Source organism: Caldinitratiruptor microaerophilus (assembly GCF_025999835.1).
Lineage (GTDB): Bacteria > Bacillota > Sulfobacillia > Symbiobacteriales > ZC4RG38 > Caldinitratiruptor > Caldinitratiruptor microaerophilus.
In genome coordinates this window covers 1,056,784-1,083,624 of the sequence record NZ_AP025628.1, presented here as the reverse complement: position 1 = coordinate 1,083,624, position 26,841 = coordinate 1,056,784, and the positions used below count along the sequence as shown (strand labels likewise).

Below are 26,841 nucleotides of genomic sequence, written 5' to 3'. Positions count from 1 at the left end.
GGATCACAGGCCATAGATCGAGCGAACGTAGGCCGGCCGGAACCCGAGCTTGGCATAGAGCCGCTCCGGCCCGCTGCCGGGCCGCGTGTCGAGGAACAGGAACCCCTGCCCGCGACGGGAGAAATCGGCGATGGCCCGCCGCACCAGCGCCGTGGCCAGCCCGCGGCCCCGGAACCGGGGCACGGTGCCGACGGCGAGGAGCTCCGAGGCCTCACGGCCCTGGTAGAGGATGGCGGTGGCGGCGGGCTCGTCGCCCGCGTACGCCAGGTACCAGGTGCCGGCCGGGCCCATGTTGGCGAAGGCCCGCTCCTTCTCCCGGAGCGACTCCTCCTCGGTCTGGCCGCGGGGCCCGAACGCAGTGTAACAGATCCGGTTCCAGAGCGGCAGCCGGTCCTCGCCGACGACCTCGATCCGGATCGGCAGCGGCCGGCGCAGGAGCCGGATGAGGCCGCGCCGGGCGGGCCGGAGGGGGGCCGGCTGGTCGCCGGGCTCGTAGATGTAGGTCCCCTGTCGCTGCACCAGCCGGTATCCGGCGGCGCGCAGGCGACTGGACAGGTCATGGGGCTGGGTGAACGGGGTGACGACCACGTACGCCTGGCGCCGTCGGGCCTCCGCCACCAGGGCGTCGGCCTCCTCGGGCGTCCCGTCGACGAGCCCGACGAGCTCCCCCTCGGGCTCCACCAGGAGGGTGCCCGAGTGGAACGGGCGTGGCACCGCGCCGAACCAGATGGTCCGCATCTCGAGGAGGAGCTCCTCCATGCGCCACCACCGCGGGTCTCGCGCCGGGAAGGAGGGCGTTTCCGAGATCGCCACTCCCCCCACCTCCCCCCTGGAGCAGCACGCGCCGCCTACCGGATGGCCCGCTCCGTCTCCGGGTCGAACAGGTGCACCTTGTCCGTGTTCAGCGCGATGGTGAGACGGTCGCCGTCCTGCACGCGGAGACCGGGGTCCACGCGGGCCGTGAGGTTATGTTCACCCGCGCGCAGGTAGAGGTATACCTCGGAGCCCAGGGGCTCCACGACCTCCACCACGCTCTCCACACGCGTCCCGGGGTGCGTCTCCACGAACGCGGGATCGGCCTCGATGTCCTCCGGGCGGATGCCCAGGATGACCGGCTTGCCTGCGTAGGCTGCCGCCGGCTGCCGGAGAGCGCCGTTCAGGTGGATCCGGAGCGCACCGCCGTCGAACACGGTCCGGTCGCCCTCGACGACGATCCGGCCCCGCAGGAAGTTCATGGCGGGGGAACCGATGAAGCCTGCCACGAACACGTTGGCGGGGCGGTCGTACAGTTCCTGGGGCGGGGCGACCTGCTGGATCACGCCGTCCTTCATGACCACGATCCGGTCGCCCATCGTCATGGCCTCGACCTGGTCATGGGTCACGTAGATGGTCGTCGTCTGGAGCCGCTGGTGCAGCTTGGCCAGTTCGGTCCGCATCTGCACGCGGAGCTTCGCGTCGAGGTTCGAGAGGGGCTCGTCCATGAGGAACACCTTGGGGTTGCGGACGATAGCCCGCCCGAGCGCCACCCGCTGCCGCTGGCCACCGGAGAGCTCACGCGGCTTGCGCCCCAAGAGGTTCTCCAGACCCAGGATCGCGGCCGCCTCCCGCACCCGCCGGTCGATCTCGTGGCGGGGGAACTTCCGCAGCTTGAGCCCGAAGGCCATGTTCTCGTACACGTTCATGTGCGGATACAGGGCGTAGTTCTGGAACACCATGGCGATGTCCCGATCCTTGGGCGGCACGTCGTTCACGAGGCGGTCGCCGATATAGATCTCCCCCGACGTGACCTCCTCCAGCCCAGCGACCATCCGCAGGGTGGTTGACTTGCCGCAGCCCGATGGGCCCACGAACACGACGAACTCCCGGTCCTCGATCTCGAGGTTGAAATCCCTCACCGCCACGACTTCGCCGAACTTCTTGGTGACGCCGCGGAGCACGACCCTGGCCAAGCCGCTTGTCCCCCTTTGGCCCCTTGAGCCCTGGTGTATTCGCGCGAGCCGGCCGGCCCCCGGCGGAACGCCGGCTGGTCCCGCGAACGGCCGGCCCACTCAGGCTCGCGAAGATTTCGTTGCGGAGCGCCGCATCTCCTTCCGGGGCGGCTTCCCCGCGGCCCCGGCCGGCCCCTGGCGGGCCCCGGGCCGCCGGGACGGCGGGCGCCGGGGCGATGGGGCCGGCGACGGCTCGGGCACGCCGGCTGCGCCGCGCTCCGGCCCGGCCGGCACCGGGGCCAGCGGGCCGGGCGGGTCGGCCGGGAGCCCGGCGGCGTGCCGCAGGCTCTTGATGTCGCGCAGCGTCAGGTAGCGGAATTCCCCCGGGGCCAGGCCGGCCAGCCGAAGGGGGCCAACCCGGGTCCGGGTCAGCTGGATGACCTCGTGCCCCACCGCCGCCAGCATGCGGCGAACCTGGCGGTTGCGGCCCTCGTGGATGGTGAGCTCCACCGTTGCCACCTGGTTCCGGGGGTTTCGCCGGTCGGTGCGCACCGCCAGGAGCCGCACGCGGGCCGGGGCGGTGATGCCGTCTTCGAGCCTCACGCCCTGCTCGAGGGTCCGGAGCTTGGCGGCCGTCGGGACCCCCCGGACCCGGGCCACGTACGTCTTGCTGACCTCGGAGGACGGGTGGGCCAGCGCGTGGGCCAGCTCGCCGTCGTTGGTGAGCAGCAAGAGCCCCTCCGTGTCGTAGTCGAGACGGCCGACCGGGTACAGCCGCACCGGGGCGCCCTCGATGAGATCCACCACCGTGGGGCGCCCCTCGGGGTCGTGAAGCGTGGTCACGTAGCCCTTCGGCTTGTTCAGGACCACGTAGGCCAGCGGCTCCCGCTCGCCGATGGGCCGGCCGTCGACCTCGATCCGGTCCACCCCGGCCACCGCCCGGGTGCCGAGCCGGGTGACCACCTCTCCGTTGACGCGGACGCGGCCGGCCAGGATGAGCTCCTCGCTGTGCCGCCGGGAGGCCACGCCGGCGCGGGCCAGGATCTTCTGCAGGCGTTCCGGCTCCCCGGTCACCAGGCCGGTCTCCGCGGCGCGGCGCCGGCCCGGGGCCGGCCGCCGCCGGGCGGTGTCCTCCCGGCCGGGAACCTTTTTCCTGCCCGACTCCGGCCGTGACGTGGGCTTGTCCCGCCTTGCCATGGCCAGCACCTCACCCCGCTCCGAGCCCGGGAATACGATAGGGCAGCCGCGCGCAGGTAGGTGACGGCTCCGTGCGCCTGGGCGTCGAACTCGTGGCCCGCTCCCCCACCCGGCTCGGCCTCGGCTCCTTCTTCGAGACCTGGCTCATGCTGCCCGCCGGCGTCCTCCGCCGCTCCCTGGGCCGCGACGAGTATCACCTGCCCGTCGTGATCCAGGCGGGGCGGCGACTGGCGGGCACGGGTCGCACCTACATCTGCCAGATCGACGCCGAGGCCGCCGGCCTCGGCCCGAACCAGGCCCGCCCCTGCCTTCCCGTACCGGTCCCCCTTCCGGCCGGCAGTCAGGTGGTCCTGGGGCTCAGGACCAACGTGTTCCGAGACCTGCCCGCGCTCGTGGACGGCGTGCACCTGGTGCTCCGGACCGACCTGGCCGAGCCGGTGTCGGCGACGCTGGACGATCCCCGGCTCGTCGCGGAGGAGATGCTGCCGGGCCGGTACCGCATCGGGCTGGGCCGGCTCCTGCCGGCCGCCTGAGGCGCCGCGCTACCCGGGGCCGGCCCCGTCGGCGACCCGCGCGAGGACCTCGACCTCGACGGCGGCATCCCGGGGCAGCACGGGGCACCCGACCGCCGAGCGCGCGTGCCGGCCGGCGTCACCGAAGATCTGCAGGAACAGTTCGGACGCGCCGTTCGCCACCTCGGGCTGTCCCGTGAACGACGGGTCGCTGCTCACGAACACCGTGACCTTGACGATCTGTTCGATCCGGTCCAGGGAGCCGACCTGCGCCCGGATCGCCGCCAGCGCGCCGAGCGCGCAGAGCCGCGCCGCCTGGTAGGCCTCCTCCGGGCTGACGTCCTTGCCGACCTTACCCTTGTAGCGGAGGGTACCCTCCACCATGGGGATCTGGCCCGACGTGAACACCAGGTTCCCGGTCCGCACGGCGGGAACGTAGGCCGCCACGGGCCGGGGGACCTCCGGAAGCGTGATGCCGAGTTCCTTCAGCCTGGCCTCGTAACTCACAGCCTCACACTCCTTGGCATGTACCGGCCCACAGGCTTTCGTCGGTCCGCCGACCTTTTCCTTCCTTCATGGCGGTCCGCCGTAAAACCAGCGGCACGCCCAGAGGGCGGCGACGAAGCCGGCGGCGTCGCCGCACAGGCCCGACCACAGGGCGTAACGCGGCTTCTTGACCCCCACCGAGCCGAAGTAGACGCTGAGGACGTAGAAGGTGGTGTCGGTGGAGCCCTGCATCACCGAGGCCAGCCGGCCGACGAACGAGTCGGGCCCGTGTGCACGCAGGAGGTCCGCCACCGCCGCCAGGGAACCGCTGCCGGACAGCGGGCGGATGAGCATGAGCGGCAGCACCTCCGGGGGAAAGCCGAGCCGGCCCGTGAGCGGCAGCGCCACCTGCGCCACGAGGTCCAGCGCGCCGGAGGCACGGAACACCCCCAGCGCCACCAGTATGCCCAGCATGTAGGGCAGGATCTGAACCGTGACACGCAGGCCTTCCTCCGCGCCGGCGAGAAACGCCTCGTAGACAGCCACCCCGCGCAGGTAGCCCCACAGCGGGATGCCGGCGAGGAGCGCGGGGATGGCCCAGGTGGCGACGGCGTCGAGCGCGTGCACCCTCTCATCCCCCCCGGCGCGCCCACCGCCGGCGCAGCATCGCGTCCACGGCGATCCCCACCGCCGCCGACACGGCGGTCGCCACGAGAGTGGGCACCACGATGTCGGCCGGCGACCGGCTTCCCTGGGCGGCCCGCAGGGCGATCAGGGTTCCCGGGATCAGGGTGACGGACGAGGTGTTGAGGACCAGGAACGTGCACATGGCCGGGGTGGCCTCCTCGGGGTCGCCCCGGTTGAGTTTCTGCAGTTCCTGCATCGCCTTGAGCCCCATGGGCGTGGCGGCGTTCCCGAGGCCCAGGAGGTTGGCGCTCAGGTTCATGGCCACCGCGCCCAGGGCAGGGTGGTCCGGCGGCACCGAGGGGAAGAGCCGGCGCGTCACCGGCGCCAGGAGGCGCGCCAGCGCCTGCATGAGGCCGGACTCCTGAGCGATGCGGCTCAGGCCCAGCCAGAGCGCCATCACCCCGGCCAGGTTCAGGGCCGTCTCCACCGCCGCCCGGGCGGACTCCATGGCCGCCTGCGTGACCTGCTCCACCCGGCCGGTGGCCCCGGCGACCGCCACCGCCGTGACGATCAGGACGAGCCAGACGCCGCCCAGCATGCGCTTCCCCCCGGCGGGGGGCCGCCCTCTCCGGCAGGTCGGGCGCCCCCGGCCTATGGCTATGGGGCGCGAGGAACCGGTAGAAGCGGACCCCGGCCACACGCCGCACAACCGCCCGCGGCGCGCCCGGTTCTATCCGGCGTCGCTTCCCCATATGTGGAGTGGTGAAGGGGGAAGCCTCGGTGGAGCGTGAGGCGCGGGCAAGCTTTCGCGTGATCCGCATCAACCGCTGGTCCCTGGCGGCGGTCCTCCTGGCCATCCTGGGCGTGCTGCTGTACCCCCTCGGCCGGCGCCTCCCGCTGCTGGGCGAGCCCCGCGTGCGCCCGGGCGTGACACTCCTCGGGCGGTCCATGGCGGGGCTCACGGAAGACGAGGTGCGGGCCGTGGTGCAGGAGCTGGCCCGAAGCCTGGAGACCGGGTCGGCCTCCTCGCTCGGGCCCGCCTCCGGCCCGGACCGGGCGGCGCCGGCCACCGCCGCGCCGGCGCCGGGCTTCCAGGTGGACGTGGAGGCCACGGTACTGCGCGTCATGACCGCCCCCAGGGGAGAGGCCGTGCTGCCGGCCTGGACGCCTGTGCGCCCGGCCGGCGCCAGCCGCGTGCAACCGGACCTGCCGGTGCACTCGGGCGATCCGGCCCGGCAGGCCGTCGCTCTCGTCATCAACGTGGCCTGGGGAACCGAGCACCTCCCCGAGATGCTGACCGCCCTCAAGCGGGCAGGGGCCCGGGCCACCTTCCTGGTCACCGGCCGGTGGGCAGAGAAGAACCAGAACCTCCTCCGCACCATCGCCGCGGGCGGGCACGAGATCGGGAACCACGGCTACGACGACCGCCGCTCGCCCCTCGAGATGTACCGGACAGGGCAACTGCGGGCGGACATCGAACGGGCCGACCGCATCATCCGCGAGATCACCGGCCGCGCGCCGCGCTTCTACCAGCCCCACCGGGGCGAGTGGAACCGGGAGATGGTCCGCCTGGCCCGGGCACTCGGCTACACCACCGTGATGTGGAGCCTCGACACGCGGGACTGGATGCCGGGAGTGCGCTCCCAGGACGTGCTGCGCGAGGTGGGCAAGGCGCGGGCGGGCGACATCATCCTCCTTCACCCCACCGACCCGACCCGCCGGGCGCTGCCCGCCGCCCTCGACGCCCTGCGGGAGAAAGGCCTGCGCACGGTGACCCTGGCGGAGATCCTCCCGGAGACGGGTCCGGGGGCCAACCCGCCGGCGTCGGGTGAGCCGGGGGAGAGCGTCACCGCCGGTAGCCGTCGATGAGGGGCCAGATGCCCGGGTCCTCCAGGCCCAGGCGCCAGATGGCGACCCCCCGCAAGCCGTACTTCCGGGCCAGGACCAGCTTCTGCTCGAGCCCGCGGCGGTCCTCGACGTACACGACCCGCCGGCGACCCTCGGGATCCGTGTAGCGGAACAGGCCGCTGCCGGCGCCCTCGTCCCACAGGACGGGGGCGCCGCTCTTCTCCGCGAGGCCGTGGGCCCCGGGGACGCTCAGGCCGCGGCCCTGCGTGGTGCCCTCGATCCAGTCGTAGGCGTACTGGGGCACCCCGAGCAGGATCTTCTCCGCCGGGATCTGCGAGCGCGCGTACCGGATCACGGCCTCCACCCAGTCCGGCGCGGCGATCGGGCCGGCCGGGCCTCCGGGGAGGTGCTGGTCGTAGGCCATGACGACGAAGAGGTCCACCAGCGGCGCCAGGGCGCGGTAGTCGAAGGCGCCCGTCCAGCCGTTCTGGCGCTCGTCGCCGAGCTTCGCGGGGGCGGAGATGGTGACCAGGTAGCCGTCCGGCCGCAGGTGGGCGGCGATGCGCCGGACGTAGTCCGTGAACGCGCCCCGCAGCGAGGGCGGGATGTTCTCCAGGTCGATGTTGACGCCGGCGAAGCCGCCTTCGCGCACCGTCCAGGCCACGGCGCGCGCCGAGCGCTCGCGCGCCTCCGCCGTCGCCAGGATCGACCGGGCGATCCCGCGGTCGAAGCCGCTGCCGGCGTAGTTGTGGAACAGGGCCAGCACGGGGGTCCGGCTCCGCCGCGCCCGGTCCGTGAGGCGTGGGTATGCCCGCCCGGCGAGCTCGCCCCCGGCGGTCACCCGGAACTGGAAACTGGCCACGAGGTCGACCCGGGTGCCTGCCCGCCGCAGGCTCTCCAGCGACCGGGTGTCACCGTCCCAGTCCTCGGTGTAGTACCCGAGCACGAGCAGGCGGTCACGGGGCAGGGACGGGGCCGGGTCCTCGCGGCCGGGCGCCGGCGGGGCCGGAGCCGGGGAGAGCGGGGCGGGCGCAGGCGACGGGGCGGCCGCACGCGGCGGGATGCCGGAGGGCTCCGGTGGCGGGGATTCGGCCGTCGGAGGCCCGACCGTGGCGGACGCGACGGCCGGGGCGCCGGGCCGGGAGCGGCGGGCCTGTCGGAGGAGGCCGTGCTCCTGCAGCACCGGCTCGAGGTGTGCACCCGCCGCTGCCGGCGGCGCCGGAGAGCCGGGTTGCGGGTCGCCGGGACCGGCAGCGGGGACCCGGGCCGGCGCCGCCGCGGGCTCCGCGGGGCGTCCGACCGGGCCGGCCCCCACGGACGCCGCGGCGAGCAAGAGGGTGGCCAGGAACGTGGCCACCACGACGCTCCGTCCCACCGTGAAGCGTTTCGGGGGCATGCCCATCCTCCAGTGCGCCGGGCGGCGGCGCCCCGCGGGCTTGCCGCCGCTTCACGCGCACGGATGATTATATCGCTCCCAACGGTGGGACGTCCTCACTCAGATGTTGCCAGTTGCTTGCCTCTCCAGATCCTGGCTCATGCGCTGGCGCGGGGCGCTGGGTACCGGCTTCCGCCTGCAAGGCCGCGGTGGCGGGGCGGAGATCCTGCCGCCGGTCGAGGACGGGAGCGAAGAGGTCGCCCACCCGCCGCAGCCGCTCCCACACGGTTCGCAGGTTCACCTCGGGCACGTCGCCGGTGCGAAGCTCGTCCCAGGTCACGGGGATCGACACGGGCGCCCCCGGGCGGGGCCGCAGGCCGTAGACGGCCGTGATGGTCTGGCCGAGGCGGTTCTGCAGGTAGTCCACGTACACCTTCCCCGCCCGCCGGGCGACCACCCGTTCCAGGGTCACCCGCTCCGGGTCGATCCGGAGGAGGAGCCGGCCGATCGCCCGCACGAACTCGGCGGTGTCCCGGAAGGAGTGGCCGGGCGCGCACGGGCAGTAGACGTGGAGGCCGGTGGCGCCGGACAGCTTCGGAAAGCCCTCCACCCCCACGGCGCGGAGGATCTCCCGGACGAGCAGCGCCACCTGCCGGACGTCCTCCCAGGTGGCGCCTTCGGCGGGGTCGAGGTCGACCACGGCGAAGTCGGGCTCCTCGGGCGTGTCGCACGAGCTGAGCCACGGGTGCAACTCGATGGCCGCCAGGTTGGCCACGTAGGCGAGCGCCGCGGCCTCCTCGGCCACGATGTAGTGGTTCGGCCCCGACTCGTGGTGGTAGGTCCACGTCCGCAGCCACTCCGGCGCGCCCTCGGGCGCGTTCTTGCTGTAGAACCACTCCCCGTCGATCCCGTCCGGGTAGCGGGTGAGCACCAGGGGCCGGCCCCGGAGGTGCGGCAGCAGGAAGGGGCTCACCCGCACGTAGTAGTCGACGAGGTCCCACTTGGTGAGCCCGTCCACGGGCCAGAGCCGCTTGTCCGGGTTTGTCACTCGGACCTCGCGTCCGGCCACCCGTACCACCGTGGGCTGTCCTCCGGCAGGCAACCCCATTCCTCCCCCGGATCGGGTCACGGCAGGCGGGCGGCTTCCGGCGGCTCGGGGGACAGGCCCTTCACCACCGGGCTCCGCAGCCGCAGCCCCTCCGTCCACTCGGCGAACTCGACCCACACGGTCACCCGGGGCCGCACCCAGACCACCCGGTCGGGCGGGCGGGAGAAGCGCTCGCCCCGGAGGTCGGGGACGGGGTCGAACGGGCACGGCCCCGGCTCCAGCTCCCGCGCCGCCTCCAGGTCACGTTCGGACAGCCCCGAGCCCGCACGCCCGAGGTAGCGCAGCCGGCCGTCCCGATCGTAGGCGCCGAGGAGCAGGGCGCCGGCCCTGCCGCCGGTCACCGTGTATCCCCCGACGGCGCAGAGGAGGCGCAGCCGGCGCTTCACCTTGCGCCACAGCTCGGACCGGTCGCCCGGCCGGTAGGGCGAGTCGAGGCGCTTCAGCACCACCCCCTCGAGCTGCTGCTCCATCACTGCCGCCAGGAGCCGGGCCCCGGCGCCGGGGAAGCCCTCGACCGCCACCGCCGGGCCCCCGGGGCGCAGCGACTCCCGCAGGAGGGCCTGCCGGCGCTCGAGCGGCCAGCCGGCCACCTCGCGACCGGCCGCCTCCAGGAGATCGAACACCATGTACACGGCGGGGTCCCGGGCCGCCGCGCGGGCCGCCGCCGCGCCCTGGGCCAGGTCCCGCTCGAGGATCCCCGGGAAGCTGGGGCGCCCGTCCCGGAGGACGACCAGCTCGCCGTCGAGAACGTACCGCCCCGGCGGCAGCTGGCCGGCCAGCGCCTGTATCTCCGGGAAGCGGGGCGTGCGCTCCCGGAGCCGCCGGCTCCAGAGGCGCACCCGGCCCCCCTGGACGAGGGCGATGCAGCGGACGCCGTCCCACTTGACCTCGCCGCTCCACGCCGGGTCGTCCTCCGCGCGGTCGGCCGGAACCGGCTCCATGGGCACGAAGGGGACCTCCACGGCGGGTCAGTGCGGCGGCGCCGGGCGGGGTCCGGCCCCGTCCGCCGCGGGCACCCCGCTCGCCGGGCCGCGCGCCGCCTCGGCCAGGCGCACGCTCTGCCGGAGGGCCTCCATCAGGTCGGCCACCCGCGCCGTGGGCTCCGGCGCCTCCACCCGGTACACCTGGTCCCCGGCCACCTTCTCCCGGATCCGCTCGAGCAGCGCCTCCCGGTACTCGTCGCGCAGCCGCTCCGGCACGAACTCCGTGGACAGGGTCGAGATCAGGAGCCGGGCCATCTCGAGTTCCTGATCGCGGTACCCCTCGTCGGCCGGGATCTGGAGCCCGGCGTGGGAGCGAATCTCGTCCGGGAAGCGCATGGTCTCGAGGCAGAGGCAATCCTGGCGGTACACCCGCACCGCGGCCAGGGACGACCGGCCCCGCAGCGCCACCCTTGCCAGGCCGATGCGGCCCGTTGCCTGCAGGGCGCGGCGCAGGAGGGCGTATGCCTTCGCCCCGCCGTCGCCGGGTTCCACGAAGTAGGTCCGGAGGAAGTAGATCGGGTCGATGTCCTCGAGCCGTACAAAGTCAAGGATCTCCACGGTGCGGGCGGCGGCGACGGGCAGGCTTTCGAGGTCCTCCTCCTCGATCACCACGAACCGGTCCGGCTCGTGCTCGTACCCCCGGACGAGGTCCCCGGCCTCCACCTCGCGCTCGCAGCGAGGGCACCAGCGGCGGTACCGGATGGGCGTCTTGCACTCCCGGTGCAGCAGGCGGAAGTGCACGTCCCGGTCCTCGGTGGCCGCGTAGAGCTTCACCGGGATGGTCACCAGGCCGAAGCTGATCGTGCCCCGCCACAGGCTCCGCATGGCTACGGCCGGCGCCTCCCGCCCCGGCCGGCGTCGTCGAGGGTGCGCATCACCCGGCGGACGACCCGGTCCGCCTTGCCCGCCTCCCGGCCCTCACGCTTGCCGTCCGCCGCCGTACGGCCCGCCCGCGCACGGGGCAGGTCTTCCAGCTCCCCGGCCCCTCCGTCCGCATCCTCGCTGCCGTCGACCCCGGCCTTCTCCTGCCCCCGGGTCAGCGCTGCCTCGACCACCTTCCCGGCCAGCTCGTCGGCAGGGTGCTCCCCGTCCCGGACCCGGCGGCGCTCCCTCGTGCCCGTCAGCCGTTCGAGGATCTGGGGGGCGACGTCCAGCAGCCGGTCCATCGCCTTCCCGCCGCTGACCGTCAGCATCCGGATCCCCTGCCGGCCGACGACCAGGAACCCCACCGGCTGCACTGACACGCCAGCGCCGCTGCCGCCGCCGAACGGGAAGCCGTCCGACGACCCGCCGTAGCCGCCCTCGTACTCCCCGGCGGTCTCGTCCCGCCCGTACCGCTGCCCCCCGCGGCCGAACTCCGTACCTCCGGCCGCGAAGCCGAACGTCACCCGGCTCACCGGGATGACAGTCTGTCCGTCGGGGGTCCGGACCGGGTCCCCCACCACCGTGTTGACGTCGACCATTTCCTTCAGGCTCTCCAGGGCGGTCCGCATGAGGCCCTGGATCGGATGCTCGGCCACGTTGGGTTCCTCCTTGGGCCGGTCCCGGCTCCCACTAACCTGCGCGGCGCGGGCGGGGGGCTATGCGGAGCGCCCCGCGCGGCGCACTGCCGCCCCGGAGCCCCCGGAGCGCGGCCCGCGCCCGGAGGAGCGCCTGCCGGGCCGCGGAGAGCCCGCCGGCCCGCAGTAGGGCCCAGGCCGTACCGACGAGATCGAGGGCCCGCACGCGCGTCCCGACGTGCACCGCCCCCCACAGGCCTTCGCGTTCGAATTCCGGGATCAGGCTCACCCGCACCCGATCGGCCGGGAGGTGCACCGCGGCGGCCGCGGCCGCCAGGACCTGGCCGATCGCGGCCCAGGCGGTGCCGTACGCCAGGGCGGTCTCCATCGCGTCCCCCGCACCGATCCGGGCCTCGATGTCGAGCCGCTCCACCCGCACCCGGCGCCGCAGGTAGCCCGAGGCGGGGGCCATCGCCCGCGCCAGCCGGAGCAGGCTTTCGGTCAGGCTGCGGGCCAGCCCGAGGCGGGAGCGGTCCAGCACCGGACGCCCGCCTCGGGCGGCGAGCGCCCAGCGCAGGAAGAGGCGGCTCGGTTCGCGCGGGAGGTCGAACCGGAGCGCGCGGCGGACGGTCAGGGCCAGCCAGCGGACCTCCAGGAGGGCCCGGCCGCGCGCCCCGTCGAGGCGCGCCGTCACGGCGATGCGGACGGGCGCCACCAGGGTCGCGCAGCCGGGGATCGCCACGAGCGCCGCCAGGAACAGGACGTACGCGTTCTGCACTCTTCGAACCTCCGCGGCGGCCTTCACGCCTAGCATGCCCCGGCGGGGGACCGGGTCCCCGTGTCCGCTGCACGGCGTGCGCGCAGGTTTGCGCCCTGCCTCCCCTGCCGCCCGCATCGTGGAGCGCGCCGTCGTTCCGCACCATGTGACGCGGTTTCGCCTGGTGAGGCGTGAGGCAATCGGTGACTGGCAAGCGTTTTCGTCATGGCGCATTCTTTGCCCCACCGCCCCCGACCCCCGGGGAAGCGCCCCTGCAGGGGCAGGATGGTTACCGGAACCGGGGCTTCTGTCAACCCGCAGGCCGCTTCGCCCGCCGGCGGGCCCACGGTGGGGCAGAGAATGCGAGTCAACGGCTTGGCTCGACCGTCACGGTTTGCCCCTTGGAGGGGCATAGCGCCAGAAATGTAGGATATTGGCACCCACCGGCCGCCGAATGGCTGGCCGCCCACCGCCTCCGGCCGAACCACGTCGGCCCTCCCCCCACCCTGGCGGCCGTCACGAACCGCTGCCGAACAGCCCGCCGCCCGGCGGCTCGACCGGCGGCAGGTCGCTGAGGTCGGCGAGGCCGAAGTGCTTCAGGAATTCGGGCGTGGTGACGTACAGGATGGGGCGCCCCGGCCCGTCCCTCCGGCCCGCTTCCCGGATGAGCCCGCGCTCCAGCAGCGAGTTCAGGGTGCCCTCCACGCTCACGCCGCGGATCGCTTCGATCTCCGCCCGGGTGATGGGCTGGCGGTAGGCGATGATGGCCAGCGTCTCCAGGGCCGCGTGCGAGAGGCCGCGACCCCGGGGGGCGTGCAGGCGCTCGACGTACTCGGCCAGGTCGGGGCGGGTGACCAGCTGGAAGCCCCCCGCCACCTCCCGGATGGCCAGCCCCCGGGCCGGCGAGGCGTAGTCCCGGCGCAGGTCTTCCACCAGGAGGGCGGCCTCGTGCGCGCCGATCCCGATGACCTCCGCGATGCGCTCGGCGGACAGGGGTTCCGGCGAGGCGAGGAGGAGCGCCTCGACGATGGCCTTGCCCCGGTCCCAGATCATGCCCCGTCAATCCCTCCCTGGCCTTGCGGCGCGGGCAGGATCAGGATCTCGGCGAAGGGTCGCTCCTGCACGGCCCTGGCCCGCTGCTGGCGCACGAGTTCGAGCAGGGCCAGGAACGTGACGAGGATCTCCAGCCGCCCGGCGCCGGGACGGAAGAGGCTGCGGAACGGCACCCCGGCGGGAGACCGGCCGAGCCGCTGGAGGATCTCGCGCAGCTTGTCCCGGAGAGTGACCGTCTCGCGGGGAACCTCACGCCACGCGCCGCGCTCCTCCAGGAGCGCCCGGAAGGCAGCCACCAGGTCCGCGAGGCTCACACCGACGAGGGGCGCGGGGCCGCGCGGCGCCTCGGGGTACCAGCCGCGGGGGTAGGACCGGCCCGCCGCCTCCTCGCGGCGGCGAAGCTCGGCGGCCAGCTCCTTGAACCGCTGGTAGGCCTCGAGCTGGCGGGCCAGCTCCGCCCGGGGGTCCTCGTCCTCCCCGTCCTCCGCCCCGGCCTCGCCCTCGGGGCGGGGCGGTCGCGGCAGCAGCATGCGGGCCTTGATGTCGAGGAGGGTGGCGGCCATCACGAGGAAGTCCGCGGCCCGGTCGATCTCCACGTCCGACAGGTCGGCGATGTAGGCCAGGTACTGCTCGGCGATGCGTGCGATCGGGATGTCGTGGATGCTGACCTCTTCCTTCCGGATGAGGTACAGCAGCAGGTCGAGGGGGCCTTCGAAGTTCTCCAGCCGGACGGTCAGGTCCCGGCCGGCCCCGGGGGCGATCCCGTTCACGACAGGAGTCCCAGGAGGAACCCGGACACGCCCTCCACGGTGCCGACGAGGAGCCACCGGAAGGGCTGCAGCAGCAGGCGCAGGATGACCTGACCGGAGGGGAAGACGATGAGCAGCATGAGGGCGAACATGCCGAACTGATCGAGCCAGTCGGCGAGGCGGCTGCCGGCGAAGCCGGGGATCAGGCGGCGGAAGAACCGCCAGCCGTCCAGGGGCGGGACGGGGAGGAAGTTGAAGATCGCCAGCCAGAGGTTGATCTCCGCCGCGAGCCCGAACATCCGGACCACGTTGAAGCCGAGCGGCCCCTGAACCAGCGGCCGGCTCAGGCCCGCGGCGACGACGAACAGGATCGCCAGCAGGACGTTCATCGCGATCCCCGCCAGCGACACGGCGAGTTCGCCGGCCACCCGCGGCCGGAGCTTGTAGACGTTGACCTGCACGGGCCGGGCCCACCCGAACCGGAAGTTGCTCATGAGGAGCACGATCACGCCCAGCCAGTCCAGGTGCGCCCGGGGGTCCAGGGTGAGCCGGCCCTGGAGGCGCGGGGTCGGGTCGCCGAAGGCGTACGCCACCCGGGCGTGCGCGTACTCGTGGAAGACCAGCGCGATCAGGATCCCCGGCGCGGCCAGGAGCAGCCGCGTCAGGAAGTCGTCACCCGGCATGCGCTTCCCCCTCCCGCTGCGCCGCCCATGCCCGGGCGGCGGCGATGGCGGCGGCCAGTTCCTCTTCCCGGGTCGCTGCACGGCCATCGAGGCGCGCCCGGCGCGCCGCGGCCAGCGCGTGGCGGTACGCGGGTCCCTCCGGGATCCCGGCCTGCTGCAGGTCGCGGGCGCTCACCCGGGCCCGCACGTGCCGCCACGATTCCAGGAAGCGGAGGACGTACCCCGCCACCGGCGACCCCCGGCCGAGGATCCAGAGCAGCGCCAGTCCCTCGGCGGGCCAGCCCTCCAAAACCTCGACGACCCGGGACGGCAGAAGCCCCGGGGTGTTCAGGATGCCGAGCGCTTCCCGCCAGTGGCCGAGCACGTGCGCGAGCACCGTCCGGGGACGCCGCCGGAGCCTGAGGCGCTCCGGGAGGCCGGCGGAAGGTCCGCCGGCCGCCAGGCCCGGCGCCAGGCAGGCCGCCCGCAGGAGCCAGGGCTCGACCGCGCCGGCGAGCTGCCGGATGGCGGCCGGCAGGGGCTCATCCGCGGCGCCGTCCCCGGAAAGGAGGCGCTCCGCCCCGGCCAGCGCCGCCCGCACCGGTTCGCCCCAGCGCACGCCGGGCAGGACCTGCTCCAGGGCGCCGAGGTCGGCCAGGGCGGCCAGGCAGGCACCGGCGGCCGGCTCCCCCAGGATGAGGATCAGCTCGTTCCGGAGCCGCTCGGCGCTCACCCGCAGCAGCAGGTCGCTGCGGACCGCCTCCCCGGCGAGCCGGGCGGTCTCGTCCTCCAGGCGCATGCCGTAGCGGCACGCGAAGCGGATCGCCCGGAGCACCCGGGTCGGGTCCTCGACGAAGCTGAGGGAGTGGAGCACCCGGATGAGGCCGGCCCGCAGGTCGGCGTACCCCCCGAAGAAGTCGACGACTTCGCCGGGGCCCTCGGGGGTGAGGCGGACCGCCAGCGCGTTGATGGTGAAGTCCCGCCGGTAGAGGTCCTCCCGCAGGTCAGCGTCCTCAACCCGGGGCAGGGCGGCGGCGTACTCGTAGAACTCGCGCCGGGCGGTGGCCACGTCGACCCGGACCCCGTCCGGGAGATGGACATGGGCGGTGCCGAAGCGGGGCACGGGGTGCACCTGACCGCCGAGCGCCCGGGCGAGCTGCTCCGCGAAGGCGATGCCGTCGCCTTCGACCGCGATGTCGATGTCCATGTTCGGCCGGCCCAGGAGGAGATCCCGGACGAACCCGCCGACCGCGTAGGCGGGCTGGGCCGTGTCCCGGGCGATCCGGCCCGCGGCCAGGAGGATCCGGAGGGCGGCCGGCGGCAGCCCTGCCGCACGCTCCCGGATGCGGGCCGTCGCCTCCGCCGCCCCCTCGCCGGGCGAGCCGTGAAGCCGCCGGTGCCAGTGCGGAGCGGCGCTGCCGTAGAGCTCGCCCAGGAGGTCGCTCCGGGTGACGATGCCCACCAGGCGGCCCCCCTCGACCACCGGCAACCGCCCCACCCCGCGCTCGATCATGACGGCCTGCATCTCGTCCAGCGGCGTGTCGGGGCCGACCACGATCGGCTGGCGGGCCATGACCCCCTTCACCGGGGCGTGGGCCAGGCCGTGGCGCCGGGCCCGCTCGGCGTCGGCCCGCGACACGACCCCCACGACGCGCTCCCCCTCGGTGACGACCAGGCCGGAGTAGCCGTACCGCAGCATGAGCCGCTCCGCCTCGGCGACCGTCCGGTCCGGCGAGATCGCCCGCACCGGGCTCTTCATCAGGTCGCGGGCGGTGAGCGGGGGGCCGACCGTGGCCTCCAGCCGCTCGAGGAGGGCCGCCACGACCCCACCGACGTCGGTACTTCGCACCACCGCCGAGGCGGCCCCGGGGTGCCCTCCCCCGCCGAAGGTGGCGAGCACCGAGCGCACATCCACCCAGGGCACCTCGCTCCGTCCCACCACGTGGACGCGGTCGCCCATGCGCACGGCCACGAACGTCGCGGCCGCCGGGCGCAGGTCCAGCAGCCGGTGCACGACGAGGGCGAGCCCTCCCACGTAGTTCCGGGTCTCGCCCGGGGCGATCCGGATCTTGACCCCCCGGACGGTGTGGAGGCGCTCGGTCCGCAGGAGCTGGGAAAGAAGCTCCTGCTGCGGCGGGGTCAGGTCAGGGCTCACGAAGCGTTCGGCCAGGGCCGGGCTGGCGCCGCGCTCGAGGAGGAAGGCGACGGCCCGGGCGTCGCGGGGCGTCGTGGACGGGAGGGTCAGGAAGCTGGTGTCCGCGTAGATGCCGAGGAGCAGCGCCGTGGCCACCTGCGGGCTGAAGGGCGCCCCCGACTCCTCCAGGAGCTCGGCGACCAGCGTGGCCGTGGCGCCGACCGGCTCGGTCACCTCGACCTCGGCCTGGAGGTCCCCCGGCTCCCGGGGGTGATGGTCGTACAGGTGGACCCGGACCCCGGGGCGTCGCGCCACCGCCGACAGCGCGCCGAGGCGCCCCGGGTCGGCGGTGTCGGCGACCACCAGGAGCTCGACCCGGTCGAGGTCCACGTCCCGGGGGGTCCTGGTCGGCAGGTGGTACCGGTGCAGCGAGGCGAACGCCGCCGCCCCCGGGAGGACCAGGCCGGGCAGCACGATGGTCGCCCCGGGGTACAGGACCCGCAGACCGGCCGCCGAGCCCAGGGCGTCCAGGTCGGTGCTGGCGTGGGGGACGATGAGCTGCATGCGGTCAGAATCCCTCGGGGAGCCGGGGCTTCTGCAGCGACACCGAAGGCACGAGCAGGTTGAACCGGTCGATCCGGCGGTTCAGCTCCCGCACCCTGGCCGCCCGCTCGGGGTGGCCCGGGTGGGCCTTCAGCCAGCGGATCCCCTCGCGGATCTCGCGGTCCAGTTCGATCCACTCGGGCAGGACGCGGGCATTCCGGAGGACGTGGTGCACCAGCCAGTCCCGCTCGGCGAACGGGTCGCGGCTCAGGTCCAGGGGCTGCCCCTTGCCCGGCAGGTTGTCGAAGTCGCCCCGGGCCCGGGCCTCCTCGATCTGCTCCTCCACCCAGGACCGGTAGCCCTTCGTGGCGATCGGGCCCGGGCCCTGCCGGGTCCAGTGGGTCGAAAGCTTCTCCCCCACCGGCCGTCTATCCCCTTTCGACCGGCACGGCGTCGGGTCCGGCCCCCGTCGCGGCCGCCTCCTCGGCGGCGCCGGCGGGCCGCAGCCGGGGCGGCAGCACGTCGTGCGCGCGCACGTCGTCCCAGGTCTCACGCCGCACCACGACCTCGGCCCGGCCGTCCTGCACGAACACGACCGCCGGCCGGGGGAAGCGGTTGTAGGTGGAGGCCATACTGTAATTGTATGCCCCGGTGACGAGCACGGCCAGCACGTCGCCGGGCTCCACGTCGGCGGCCACGTCGGCGTCGTGGACGAGGATGTCGCCGGACTCGCAGGCCCGCCCGGCCACCGTCACGCGCCGCACCCGCTCGGCGCGCATGCGGTTGGCCACCACGACCTCGTACCGTGCCTGGTACAGCGCCGGGCGGGGGTTGTCGTTCATACCGCCGTCCACGGCCAGGTACGTGCGTACGCCCGGGATCTCCTTGATCGCCCCGACCGTGTAGAGGGTCACCCCGGCCTCGCCGACGATCGAGCGGCCGGGCTCGACCACGAGGCGCGGCAGCGGCAGGTCGAGCGCCGCCGCCTGCTCGGCCACCGCCTCCGTCAGCACCGCCACCAGTTCCTCGATCGGCCGCGGGTCGTCCTCCGCCGTGTAGCGCACGCCGAGCCCGCCGCCCAGGTCGAGCTCGGAGCAGGTCCAGCCCGTCTCCCGGCGGACTGCCGCGCAGAACGCCATCATCCGGGCGGCCGCCACCCGGAAGCTGTTCAGGTCGAAAATCTGGGAGCCGATGTGCGCGTGCAGCCCCACCAGCTCGACCTCGGGGGTTCGCAGCGCCTCCCGGACGGCCGCCAGGGCGTCGCCGGTCTCGATGGGGATGCCGAACTTCGAGTCGAGCTGCCCTGTCGTGATGTAGTGGTGGGTGTGCGCGGAGACGCCGGGCGTCAGCCGCAGGTAGATGCGGGGCCGCGCGCCCTGCCGGGCCGCCTCGGCCCGGAGAAGGGACAGCTCGTACAGGTTGTCCACGACGATGCGCCCGACCCCGCTGGCGACGGCCAGCGCCAGCTCGTCCGGCGACTTGTTGTTGCCGTGGAAGAACAGCCGCTCCGCCGGCACGCCCGCGGCGAGCGCGGTGGCGATCTCGCCACCGGACGCCACGTCGAGGTGGAGACCCTCCTGGTGGGCGAGTGCCGCCATCGCCGTGCAGAAGAAGGCCTTGGCGGCATACGCCACGGCGAACCGGTCCCAGCGCTCCCGGAACGCCTGCACGTAGGCGCGGGCGTTCTGCCGGATGAACGCCTCGTCCATCACGTACAGGGGCGTGCCGAACTCGCGGGCGAGTTCCACCGCGTCGCACCCGCCCACCACCAGGTGGCCCTTGTCGTTCACCGTCTGCGTACCGTACAGGTGCACCCGACTGCCCTCCGCTCCGCCGGGGCCGGCCCTGCCGCCCGGCCCGCGTAACTCCGTAAATTTTAGTCTCTACGCTAGCATGGCGGGCGGACATGTGTCAAACGTGCCCGGCCCGGCGGCCCGGCCCGGACGGCGGCCTCGTCCGCGGGGCCGGCCGGGGCGCCGGCCGGTGCCGCGGGAGCCGCCGGGGTTCCGATTCGCGGGACATGGTGCCGCGACGCGGGACGAAGTGCAGCACAGTACCCGCGACCGCCAGCGTTGCGGGTGCTCTTCTACGGGTGTTATGTCGCAGCCGAAATCCGACGGGATCACACGGGGTCGCCGCCGGCACGGGCCTGAGCCTCCCGCCGCAGGATCGCCTCGTGGCGCTTCAGGACCTGCCGGGCCCGCTCGACGATCGGGATGTCGACCATCTGGCCGTCCACCGTGATCGCCCCCCGCCCCGCCGCCTGCGCCTCCTCGTACGCGGCGATCACCCGCCGCGCGTGCGCCACTTCCTCCTCGGTCGGGCGGAACTCCTCGTTCAGCACGCGCACCTGGTCGGGGTGGATGGCGCTGGCCCCCATGAACCCGAGCCGGCGGGAGCGGCGGATGGTGGCGCGCAGCGCCTCCATGTCGCGGTACTCCGCCACGGTGCCCACGAAGCCGAGCGGGAGGATCCCGGCCGCCCGCGCCGCGATCACGATGTGGATCTGCGGGTACAGCAGGCCTTCCGGCTCGGGCAGCATGCCGACCGAGAGTGCGAAGTCCTCGGCCCCCAGAGTGAGGGCCACGACCCGGGGGGACGCCGCGGCGATCTCCGCCGCCCGGAAGAAGGCCGGGGCGGTCTCCACCATGGCGATGAACTTGGTGGTGCCCACCTCCATCCCGCGCTCCCGCTCGAGCTCGGAGACGACCTCGTCGATCATGCGCACGTGGTCGCCGCTATCCACCTTCGGCAGGGCCACGGCCTGCACCAGGGGTGAGATCGTGGCCTCCAGGTCCTTGAGCGCCAGGCGCCACGGCCTGTTGATGCGCACCACGACGTCGGCGCCGCCCCGGGCGACCTTCTTCGCCGCTTCCTGCACCCTTGCCCGGGCGGCGTCCTTCTCGCCCGGAGGGATGCTGTCCTCCAGGTCGAGCTGGATCGCATCCGCCCCCCGGGTGTGCGCCTTGTCGACGAAGCGGTCGACGTTGACCGGAACGAAGAGGAGGGAACGCCAGACAGGGAGGTCTTTCGGCTGCATCCGATCACACCCTCGCGCTTGGCTCGTCTTGGCCCGGGTGAACCGACGAGCGCCTCTGGGCAGCAGCTGCGGTCAGTAGTTCGGGTTCTTCCCCCGTTTCCCTCCTGCGCCGGTCCGCAGAGCCCGCTACGGGGCACCCCGGACGGACAGATCCGGCCTGCGCCGGACACACACGAAAACCCCGCTCTGCGAGCGGGGTCCACGCTCCCGTGGTACCACTCTCCTCCTGCATACCGCCTACCGGTTCGGGTCGACGGCGAAGGCGATCTTCACGTTCGCCTTGTACTCCACGATCTCGCCGTTGGAGACGTCGGCCGTCATGTTGTAGACTTCCACGCCGGTGATGTTGCGGACCGTCTTGGCCGCCTCCTTCACGGCGTTCGCCACGGCGTCCTGCCAGGACTGCTTCGACTGGCCCACCAGCTCGGTGACCTTGACCACGGTGCTCACGGGTTACCTGCCTCCTTCTGCTGCGAGCCCGCCGGCCTGCCGGCCTCCTCCGGAGTGCCCTGCCCCTGCTGGTCTCCTGCGCCGCCCGCGAGGACGACGTGGGTACCCTGCAGGAGCGGCTCGCCGGGCCACACCCGGCTGGCGCCGGGTTCGATGCGCGTTCCCACCGGCTTGCCCTGGCGGTACACGTGGGTCGGCATGGATCCACCTCCGGGGAGGCGCCGAACCGGGCGGCCGGGGCTCGTCTCTAAGGCTGCAGTCCGGCAGAGCGCCCAGCCGCCGGCCGAGCCGTACAGCAGCCGCCCGCCCCCCGGACTACAGGTGCTACTAGTGTGCAACCGTGCTCCGGCGGTATGCGCCGCTCACGCTTCACCGGTCAGGTACCGTCGCACCTGTGCGAGCGCCCGCCGCTCGAGGCGCGACACCTGGACCTGGCTGATGCCGAGAAGCCGCGCCACCTCCACCTGGGTCTTGTCGCGGAAGTATCGCAAAAGCAGCACCTCGCGCTCCCGCTCCGGGAGCCGCCTGATCCCCTCGCGCAGCGCCACGCGGTCCAGCCACGCGGGTTCCACGTCCCCCTCCGTCAGCTGGTCGCCGAGAAAGATGGGGTCGCCGTCCCCTTCGTGGATGGGCTCCTGAATGGAGGCCGGCGGCCGCGAGCCCTCCAGCGCGGCGACGATCTCCTCGACCGGCACCCCGAGGCGGGCCGCAAGCTCGGCCACGGTGGGCTCCCGCCCGAGCTCCTTGGACAGGTCGTCCTGGACCCGGTATACCTGCTGCGCGAGGGCCTTCAGGGAGCGGCTCACCCGCAGGGGGCCGTCGTCTCTCAGGTGGCGGCGGATCTCGCCCAGGATCATCGGCACGGCATAGGTCGAGAACCGGACGTCGTAGTGCAGGTCGAACCGGTCCACCGCCTTGAGCAGCCCGATGCAGCCGAGCTGGAAAAGGTCCTCGGGGTCACGGCCGCTGGCGGCGAACCGGCCGGCGATCGAGCGCACCAGCTTCAGGTTCGCTTCCACGAGGCGGCTCCTCGCCTCCCTGTCCCCCCGCTGCGCGCGGGCGATGAGGTCACGGATCTCCCCGTCACCGCGCGGGGACTCGGGCGCCGGCGGACTGGTGTACTGCGCCACCGGCCCGCCCCCTCAGACGGCCCCGCCCGAAGCCGCCGCCGAACCGTATCCGGAGCCGACACGCTTCCGCATCACCACGCGGGTGCCGTGGCCGGGGCGGGATTCCACCTCGACGCTGTCCATGAAGTTCTCCATGAAGACGAAGCCGAGCCCCATGCGCTCGGGGTCGGTGGACCAGGCGGGCTGCCGGGCCAGGTCGATGTCCTCGATTCCAACCCCCTGGTCCGAGACGGCGATCTCGAGTTCGCCGGGCCGCGCGCACACCTCGACCCGCACGATCCCCGCGCGACCCCGGTAGCCGTGCACGATGGCATTCGTCACGGCCTCCGAGACCGCCACCTTGACCTCCTCGACCTCGGCGACGGTGAACTGCAGCTGGGCGGCCATCTGGGCAACCACGAGGCGAGCGATGCTCACGTTCTCCGGCCGGCTCGGCAGCTCCAGGACCACCCGGTTCTCGTCCACCATGCTCATTCCTCCCGCCGCCGTGCGGTGGACCCGCCACCCGAACGGGCGGGGTCCATCTCCTGCACGACCTCCATGAGCCGGAAGAGGCCGGCGAGCTCGAGGACGGGCTGGATGGCCGCGGGGGGGTTCTTCAGCACCATCCGCCCTCCCATCTGCCGGACGCGCTTGTACCGGCCGAGGATCGCCCCCAGCCCGGAGGAGTCGACGAAGGTCACCCCCGCCATGTCGACGTAGAGGTGGCGCGGACGGTAGCGGCTCAGGGCGAGATCCACCTGACGCCGGAAGGCTTCCGCCGTCATCACGTCCAGGTCCCCGGACACGTGCGCGACGAGGTTCGGTCCCTGCACCTCCAGATCCAGCTTCACGCGCGTTCTCCCTCCGCGTTCCGGGCCGCCCCGGTAGGGAACCCGGGCTTGTCCGGTCTCGGGGGGAAGGATTCGCCGCCTTGGCAGCCAGTTCCTCTCAGAATCACCAGAAATCGTTCGTGGCGTTTCGACAGGATTCGCGTGGCGCCGACCCGGCCCCGTGCGCAAACGAAACACCGCCGGCAGCGCCGGCGGTCCGGAGTCGAAGGCGCCGGCCGGGTGCGCGCCGGCCCGGCGGAGCGGACGCCGGCTCCCGGCGGCCGTCAGCGCAGGAAGAACACCGCCCCGAACGCCCGCCGCACGGCCTCCCAGGCCGTGATCCGGGGCACCGGGTCACGGGCGACGAGTTCCACCCGGGCGACTTCCTGGCCGTCCAGCACCGCGGTGGCCGTCCCCAGCACCTGGCCCCGGCTGACCGGGGCCTTGATTCGCTCCACGAGCGAGACCCGCAGCTCGGGCCGCTTCCGCTGGGATCGGGGGAGGGTGACGGCCAGGTCCTCCCGGGGGACCGCCGCCACGCTGGCCTCGGCCCCGCGGGCGACCGGGACCCGTCCCAGCTCGGTGCCCGCCGCGGCGAGGGCGACCGTCCGGTAGTTGGCGAAACCGTACTCCAGGAGCTTGAGCGCCTCCGCCTGCCGGACCCTGGCCGACGGCGAACCCAGCAGCACGGCGATGAGCCGTGTGCCGTCCCGCATGCCGGTGGCGGCGATGCTGTACCCCGACAGGTTCGTCCACCCGGTCTTCAGCCCGTCGACCCAGTCGTAGAAGCGCACGAGCCGGTTCCGGTTCAGGAGCTCGGTGCGCCGGCCATCGGGGTGGTCCATGTAGTCCAGGAAGATCTTCGTGAGCTTCAGCACTTCCGGGTACGTCTGCACGAGGTGACGCGACATGACCGCGACGTCGTAGGCGCTGGTGTAGTGGTCCGGTGCGTCGAACCCCGTGGCGTTGGCGAAGTGCGTGTTCTGGAGCCCGAGCTCCCTCGCCCTGGCGTTCATGAGGGCGACGAAGCCCTGGTGGGAGCCCGCGACCCGTTCGGCGATGGCCACCGCCGCGTCGTTGGCGGAGCCGACCGCGATCGCCCTGAGCAGCTGCGAGACGGGCTGTGGCTCGCCGGCCTCCAGGAACGCGGTCGTGCCCCCCAGGCGGGACGCCTCCTCCGACGTGACCACCTCGTCGGTGAGGCGGATGCGGCCCTCCGCCAGGGCATCGTAGGCGACCAGGAGGGTCATGATCTTCGTCACGCTGGCCGGATGCCGCCGCTCGTGGGCGCCCTTGGCGAAGAGGACCGCGCCGCTGCGCACGTCCATGAGGACAGCCGAGGGCGTTTCGAGCTCGAGAGCGGGCATGGCCGCGCCCGCCGGGCCGGTCGGCGCCTGCCCCATCTCCTGCCCGCGCGCCCGCGCCGGGAGCACGAGCCACGCGGCGACCAGGACGAGGGGCAGCACGAGGGCCGACAGCCCTACCGCGTCTTTGCGCCTGTGCACCGTTTCGCCTCCCGCAGCGTCCGGCAGGCCCGCCGCCGATCCCCGGCGGGAGCCGGGCATCTCCGGTGCATAGGATGCCCGCCGCAGGAAGCGTCTCAATCCGTGACGGCCCCGCTCACGGGCCGTCCGGGCGCAGGATCCGGCCGGCGAAGCTCTCGCCGATTCCCCGGTAGGGCGCCCCCAGGAGCTCGGCCACGGTGGCCCCCAGGTCGGCGAGGGTGGGACGGGTGCCGATGTCCACCCCGGGCCGGACCGGCCGGCCGGTGACGAGGAGCGGGACGTACTCCCGCGTGTGGTCCGTGCCCCGGAACGTGGGGTCGTTGCCGTGGTCGGCGGTCAGGACGAGGACCGAGCGGTCCCCGAGGCGCGCCAGCAGCCGGGGCAGGAAGGCGTCCACCTCCCGCAGGGCCGCGGCGTACCCCTCGGGGTCGCGGCGGTGGCCGTAGAGCATGTCGAAGTCGACCAGGTTGGCGAAGATGAAGTCCGCGGCCCCGTCGGCCATGAAGGCTTCGATGGTCTGAAGGCCGTGTGCGTTGTCCCGGGTCTTCTGGCTGCGGTCGATCCCGTGTCCGCTGTAGATGTCGTGGATCTTGCCGACCGCCCAGACCGTTCGGCCCGCCTCGCGCAGGAAGTCGAGGAGCATGGGGGGCGGCGGGATGGCGAAGTCCTTGCGCCGCTCGGTGCGCCGGAAGGCGCCCGGCACGCCCACGAACGGGCGGGCGATGACGCGCCCCACGCGGTGCTCGCCGTGGAGGATCTCCCGGGCGGCCCGGCAGATCTCGTACAGGCGTTCGACCGGGATCACGTCCTCGTGGGCGGCGACCTGGAACACGCTGTCGGCCGACGTGTACACGATGGGCCAGCCCGTGCGCATGTGCTCCTCGCCGAGTTCGGCGATGATCTCGGTGCCGGAGGCCACCTTGTTCCCGAGCACGCCGACCACCCCGGCCCGGCGGGTGAACTCGGCGATGACCTCCGGGGGGAATCCGTCGGGATAGGTCCGGAACGGTTCCCGGATGTCGATGCCCGCCAGCTCCCAGTGCCCGGTCATCGTGTCCTTACCAACGCTGCGCAGGGCCATGCGCCCGTAGGCCCCCGCGGCCCCGGCGCCGACCGGCGGCACGCCGGGCAGGTCCAGCAGGTTCCCCAGGCCGAGCCGGCCCAGGTTCGGCAGATCCAGGCCGCCCAGGCGGCGGGCCAGGTTGCCCAGCGTGTTGGCGCCCTCGTCGCCGTACTCCCCGGCGTCCGGAAGGGCGCCGATGCCCACGCTGTCGAGCACGATCAGCACCACTCGGTCCACGCGTGCCACGCCCAGCACCTCCGCGACGATGCCCGTCACAAAAGGCCAACGGGGGCCGGCGGGAACCCGACCCCCTCCTGGGACGGCAGCCGCTCACGCCCTCGGGTGGGTCCGGGCGTACACCTCCCGGATCCGGCCCTTTAGGGCGAGCTGGTTGTACATCTGCGTGGTCGAGATGTCCGCGTGCCCCAGCATCTCCTGCACGGACCGCAGGTCGGCCCCGTTCTCCAGCAGGTGGGTGGCGAACGAGTGCCGCAGGGTGTGGGGCGTGATCTCCTTCTCGATCCGGGCGTCGTCCGCGTACCGCTTGACGATCTTCCAGAACCCCTGCCGGGTGAGCCGCCGGCCGTGGTGGTTCACGAAAAGCGCCTGCTCCGCCGGGTCCTTGACCAGCCGCGGGCGCCCGCTCTCCAGGTACTCCTTCAGGCTGCGCTGGGCCAGCGAGCCCACCGGCACGAGCCGTTCCCTGGAACCCCGCCCCCGGCAGCGTATGTACCCCATCTCCAGGTTCAGGTCCGGGAGGTCGAGGGCCACCAGCTCCGACACCCGGATCCCGGTGGCGTACAGGAGCTCGAGCATCGCCCGGTCCCTGAGGCCCGCCGGCTGCGAGGGGTTCGGCTGCTGCAGCAGCAGCTCCACCTCCCGCACGCTCAGCACTTTCGGCAGCCGCTTCTCCAGCTTCGGCGACTCCAGGTTCGCCGTGGGGTCGGACTCAACGTACTTCTGTCTGACCAGGAACTGGTAGAAGGCCTTGAGCGCCGCCAGGCGTCTGGCGATCGTGGCCGTGGCCTTCCCCTGCTTCTGCAGGTACAGCAGGTAGTTGGCGATGGTCTGCCGCGTGGCGCTGTCCAGGGTCGCCGAGTCGCTCTCCAGGTACTGCGAGTACTGGCGCAGATCCCGGCCGTAGCTTTCCAGGGTGTTCATGGCGAGGCCGCGTTCGACGCTTAAGTAATTGATGAACTCATTGATCAGCTTTTTCATGGAGCATCCCCTTCGTGCCGGATCTGGAAGTATTGTTTTCGCCTGCCGGGGCGGGTTATGCGCCACGAAGTCATTCCGTCAATTCTACATAACATGGTAGACTCCTCTTCCGCCGGCAGCCGGTTCTGCCTGAATTTGCCCCGGCGATCCCCGCCCACGGTT

General features: G+C 73.2%; 28 protein-coding genes and 1 pseudogene. 2 read left to right on the top strand and 27 right to left on the bottom strand.

Going from position 1 to position 26,841, the window contains the following annotated elements; genetic code table 11:
• Positions 1-3: 3 nt before the first annotated feature.
• The 3 genes from caldi_RS05260 to caldi_RS05250 all read right to left on the bottom strand — a co-directional run bounded on the left by caldi_RS05260 (position 4) and on the right by caldi_RS05250 (position 3,125).
• Complete coding sequence (locus tag caldi_RS05260; RefSeq protein ID WP_264844056.1) at positions 4-813, bottom strand: GNAT family N-acetyltransferase; 810 nt, start codon at positions 811-813, stop codon at positions 4-6.
• A gap of 35 nt (positions 814-848) precedes the next feature.
• On the bottom strand, positions 849-1,949 hold the full coding sequence (locus tag caldi_RS05255; protein ID WP_264844055.1) for an ABC transporter ATP-binding protein: 1,101 nt from the start codon (positions 1,947-1,949) through the stop codon (positions 849-851).
• Between the two features lie 99 nt (positions 1,950-2,048).
• Positions 2,049-3,125: a pseudouridine synthase gene (locus caldi_RS05250; RefSeq protein WP_319951798.1), complete on the bottom strand. Its 1,077-nt coding sequence runs from the start codon at positions 3,123-3,125 to the stop codon at positions 2,049-2,051.
• 71 nt (positions 3,126-3,196) lie between these two features.
• Here caldi_RS05250 and caldi_RS05245 point away from each other — a divergent pair, with 71 nt between their 5' ends.
• Entirely contained in the window at positions 3,197-3,658 is a 462-nt protein-coding gene (locus caldi_RS05245; RefSeq protein WP_264844054.1) for a hypothetical protein, read from the top strand.
• A 9-nt stretch (positions 3,659-3,667) separates the two neighbouring features.
• Here caldi_RS05245 and caldi_RS05240 read toward each other — a convergent pair whose 3' ends face one another.
• From caldi_RS05240 to caldi_RS05230, 3 genes are all read right to left on the bottom strand, one after another.
• Positions 3,668-4,144, bottom strand: coding sequence for a RidA family protein (locus caldi_RS05240; RefSeq protein WP_264844053.1), 477 nt, complete (start codon positions 4,142-4,144; stop codon positions 3,668-3,670).
• Between the two features lie 66 nt (positions 4,145-4,210).
• A complete protein-coding gene (locus caldi_RS05235) occupies positions 4,211-4,750 on the bottom strand; it encodes a spore maturation protein (protein WP_264844052.1) in 540 nt (179 codons plus the stop codon).
• A 4-nt stretch (positions 4,751-4,754) separates the two neighbouring features.
• Complete coding sequence (locus caldi_RS05230; RefSeq protein WP_264844051.1) at positions 4,755-5,348, bottom strand: nucleoside recognition domain-containing protein; 594 nt, start codon at positions 5,346-5,348, stop codon at positions 4,755-4,757.
• Positions 5,349-5,530: 182 nt separating this feature from the next.
• On the opposite strand from caldi_RS05230, the gene caldi_RS05225 reads away from it, so the two are divergent.
• A complete protein-coding gene (locus tag caldi_RS05225; protein WP_264844050.1) occupies positions 5,531-6,619 on the top strand; it encodes a polysaccharide deacetylase family protein in 1,089 nt (362 codons plus the stop codon).
• On the opposite strand, the gene caldi_RS05220 is transcribed toward caldi_RS05225, so the two are convergent.
• The 21 genes and pseudogenes from caldi_RS05220 to xerD all read right to left on the bottom strand — a co-directional run bounded on the left by caldi_RS05220 (position 6,597) and on the right by xerD (position 26,679).
• Positions 6,597-7,994: a glycosyl hydrolase family 18 protein gene (locus tag caldi_RS05220; RefSeq protein ID WP_264844049.1), complete on the bottom strand. Its 1,398-nt coding sequence runs from the start codon at positions 7,992-7,994 to the stop codon at positions 6,597-6,599. The genes caldi_RS05225 and caldi_RS05220 overlap by 23 nt on opposite strands.
• A 67-nt stretch (positions 7,995-8,061) precedes the next feature.
• Positions 8,062-9,075 (bottom strand): non-homologous end-joining DNA ligase, encoded by a 1,014-nt coding sequence (gene ligD, locus caldi_RS05215; protein ID WP_264844048.1) that lies wholly within the window; start codon positions 9,073-9,075, stop codon positions 8,062-8,064.
• 23 nt (positions 9,076-9,098) lie between these two features.
• Positions 9,099-10,022 carry an ATP-dependent DNA ligase gene (locus tag caldi_RS05210; protein WP_264844735.1) on the bottom strand — a complete coding sequence of 308 codons (924 nt, stop codon included), beginning with the start codon at positions 10,020-10,022 and terminating at the stop codon, positions 9,099-9,101.
• A gap of 27 nt (positions 10,023-10,049) precedes the next feature.
• Positions 10,050-10,889 (bottom strand): non-homologous end joining protein Ku, encoded by an 840-nt coding sequence (gene ku, locus caldi_RS05205; protein ID WP_264844047.1) that lies wholly within the window; start codon positions 10,887-10,889, stop codon positions 10,050-10,052.
• A 275-nt stretch (positions 10,890-11,164) separates the two neighbouring features.
• Positions 11,165-11,584: pseudogene (ytfJ, locus tag caldi_RS17730) on the bottom strand (GerW family sporulation protein); the annotation flags it as partial.
• 34 nt (positions 11,585-11,618) lie between these two features.
• Positions 11,619-12,341 carry a DUF2953 domain-containing protein gene (locus caldi_RS05195; protein ID WP_264844046.1) on the bottom strand — a complete coding sequence of 241 codons (723 nt, stop codon included), beginning with the start codon at positions 12,339-12,341 and terminating at the stop codon, positions 11,619-11,621.
• Positions 12,342-12,836: 495 nt separating this feature from the next.
• Positions 12,837-13,373, bottom strand: a complete 537-nt coding sequence (gene scpB / locus caldi_RS05190) for an SMC-Scp complex subunit ScpB (protein ID WP_264844045.1) — start codon at positions 13,371-13,373, stop codon at positions 12,837-12,839.
• Positions 13,370-14,143 (bottom strand): segregation and condensation protein A, encoded by a 774-nt coding sequence (locus caldi_RS05185; protein WP_264844044.1) that lies wholly within the window; start codon positions 14,141-14,143, stop codon positions 13,370-13,372. Before caldi_RS05185 ends, scpB begins: the two co-directional genes overlap by 4 nt.
• On the bottom strand, positions 14,140-14,805 hold the full coding sequence (locus caldi_RS05180) for a site-2 protease family protein (protein ID WP_264844043.1): 666 nt from the start codon (positions 14,803-14,805) through the stop codon (positions 14,140-14,142). Before caldi_RS05180 ends, caldi_RS05185 begins: the two co-directional genes overlap by 4 nt.
• Positions 14,795-17,482, bottom strand: coding sequence for a CBS domain-containing protein (locus caldi_RS05175; protein WP_264844042.1), 2,688 nt, complete (start codon positions 17,480-17,482; stop codon positions 14,795-14,797). Before caldi_RS05175 ends, caldi_RS05180 begins: the two co-directional genes overlap by 11 nt.
• A 4-nt stretch (positions 17,483-17,486) precedes the next feature.
• Complete coding sequence (locus tag caldi_RS05170; protein WP_264844041.1) at positions 17,487-17,882, bottom strand: DnaJ family domain-containing protein; 396 nt, start codon at positions 17,880-17,882, stop codon at positions 17,487-17,489.
• 7 nt (positions 17,883-17,889) lie between these two features.
• Positions 17,890-19,275 (bottom strand): diaminopimelate decarboxylase, encoded by a 1,386-nt coding sequence (lysA, locus tag caldi_RS05165; RefSeq protein WP_264844040.1) that lies wholly within the window; start codon positions 19,273-19,275, stop codon positions 17,890-17,892.
• 308 nt (positions 19,276-19,583) lie between these two features.
• The gene (locus caldi_RS05160; RefSeq protein WP_264844039.1) at positions 19,584-20,501 is read right to left on the bottom strand and encodes an HpcH/HpaI aldolase/citrate lyase family protein; all 918 of its coding nucleotides are present in this window, start codon (positions 20,499-20,501) and stop codon (positions 19,584-19,586) included.
• Between the two features lie 237 nt (positions 20,502-20,738).
• Positions 20,739-20,951, bottom strand: coding sequence for a dodecin family protein (locus caldi_RS05155; RefSeq protein WP_264844038.1), 213 nt, complete (start codon positions 20,949-20,951; stop codon positions 20,739-20,741).
• The gene (locus caldi_RS05150) at positions 20,948-21,151 is read right to left on the bottom strand and encodes a hypothetical protein (protein WP_264844037.1); all 204 of its coding nucleotides are present in this window, start codon (positions 21,149-21,151) and stop codon (positions 20,948-20,950) included. The genes caldi_RS05155 and caldi_RS05150 overlap by 4 nt, the downstream gene beginning before the upstream one ends.
• A 162-nt stretch (positions 21,152-21,313) precedes the next feature.
• Positions 21,314-22,081 (bottom strand): RNA polymerase sporulation sigma factor SigF, encoded by a 768-nt coding sequence (sigF, locus tag caldi_RS05145; protein WP_264844036.1) that lies wholly within the window; start codon positions 22,079-22,081, stop codon positions 21,314-21,316.
• 12 nt (positions 22,082-22,093) lie between these two features.
• Entirely contained in the window at positions 22,094-22,549 is a 456-nt protein-coding gene (spoIIAB, locus tag caldi_RS05140) for an anti-sigma F factor (RefSeq protein WP_264844035.1), read from the bottom strand.
• Positions 22,550-22,551: 2 nt separating this feature from the next.
• Positions 22,552-22,914, bottom strand: coding sequence for an STAS domain-containing protein (locus caldi_RS05135; protein ID WP_264844034.1), 363 nt, complete (start codon positions 22,912-22,914; stop codon positions 22,552-22,554).
• A gap of 263 nt (positions 22,915-23,177) precedes the next feature.
• Positions 23,178-24,398, bottom strand: a complete 1,221-nt coding sequence (locus caldi_RS05130) for a D-alanyl-D-alanine carboxypeptidase family protein (protein ID WP_264844033.1) — start codon at positions 24,396-24,398, stop codon at positions 23,178-23,180.
• A 115-nt stretch (positions 24,399-24,513) separates the two neighbouring features.
• Positions 24,514-25,707 carry a phosphopentomutase gene (locus tag caldi_RS05125; RefSeq protein WP_264844032.1) on the bottom strand — a complete coding sequence of 398 codons (1,194 nt, stop codon included), beginning with the start codon at positions 25,705-25,707 and terminating at the stop codon, positions 24,514-24,516.
• A gap of 84 nt (positions 25,708-25,791) precedes the next feature.
• Positions 25,792-26,679 carry a site-specific tyrosine recombinase XerD gene (xerD, locus tag caldi_RS05120; protein ID WP_264844031.1) on the bottom strand — a complete coding sequence of 296 codons (888 nt, stop codon included), beginning with the start codon at positions 26,677-26,679 and terminating at the stop codon, positions 25,792-25,794.
• Between the last annotated feature and the right edge of the window lie 162 nt (positions 26,680-26,841).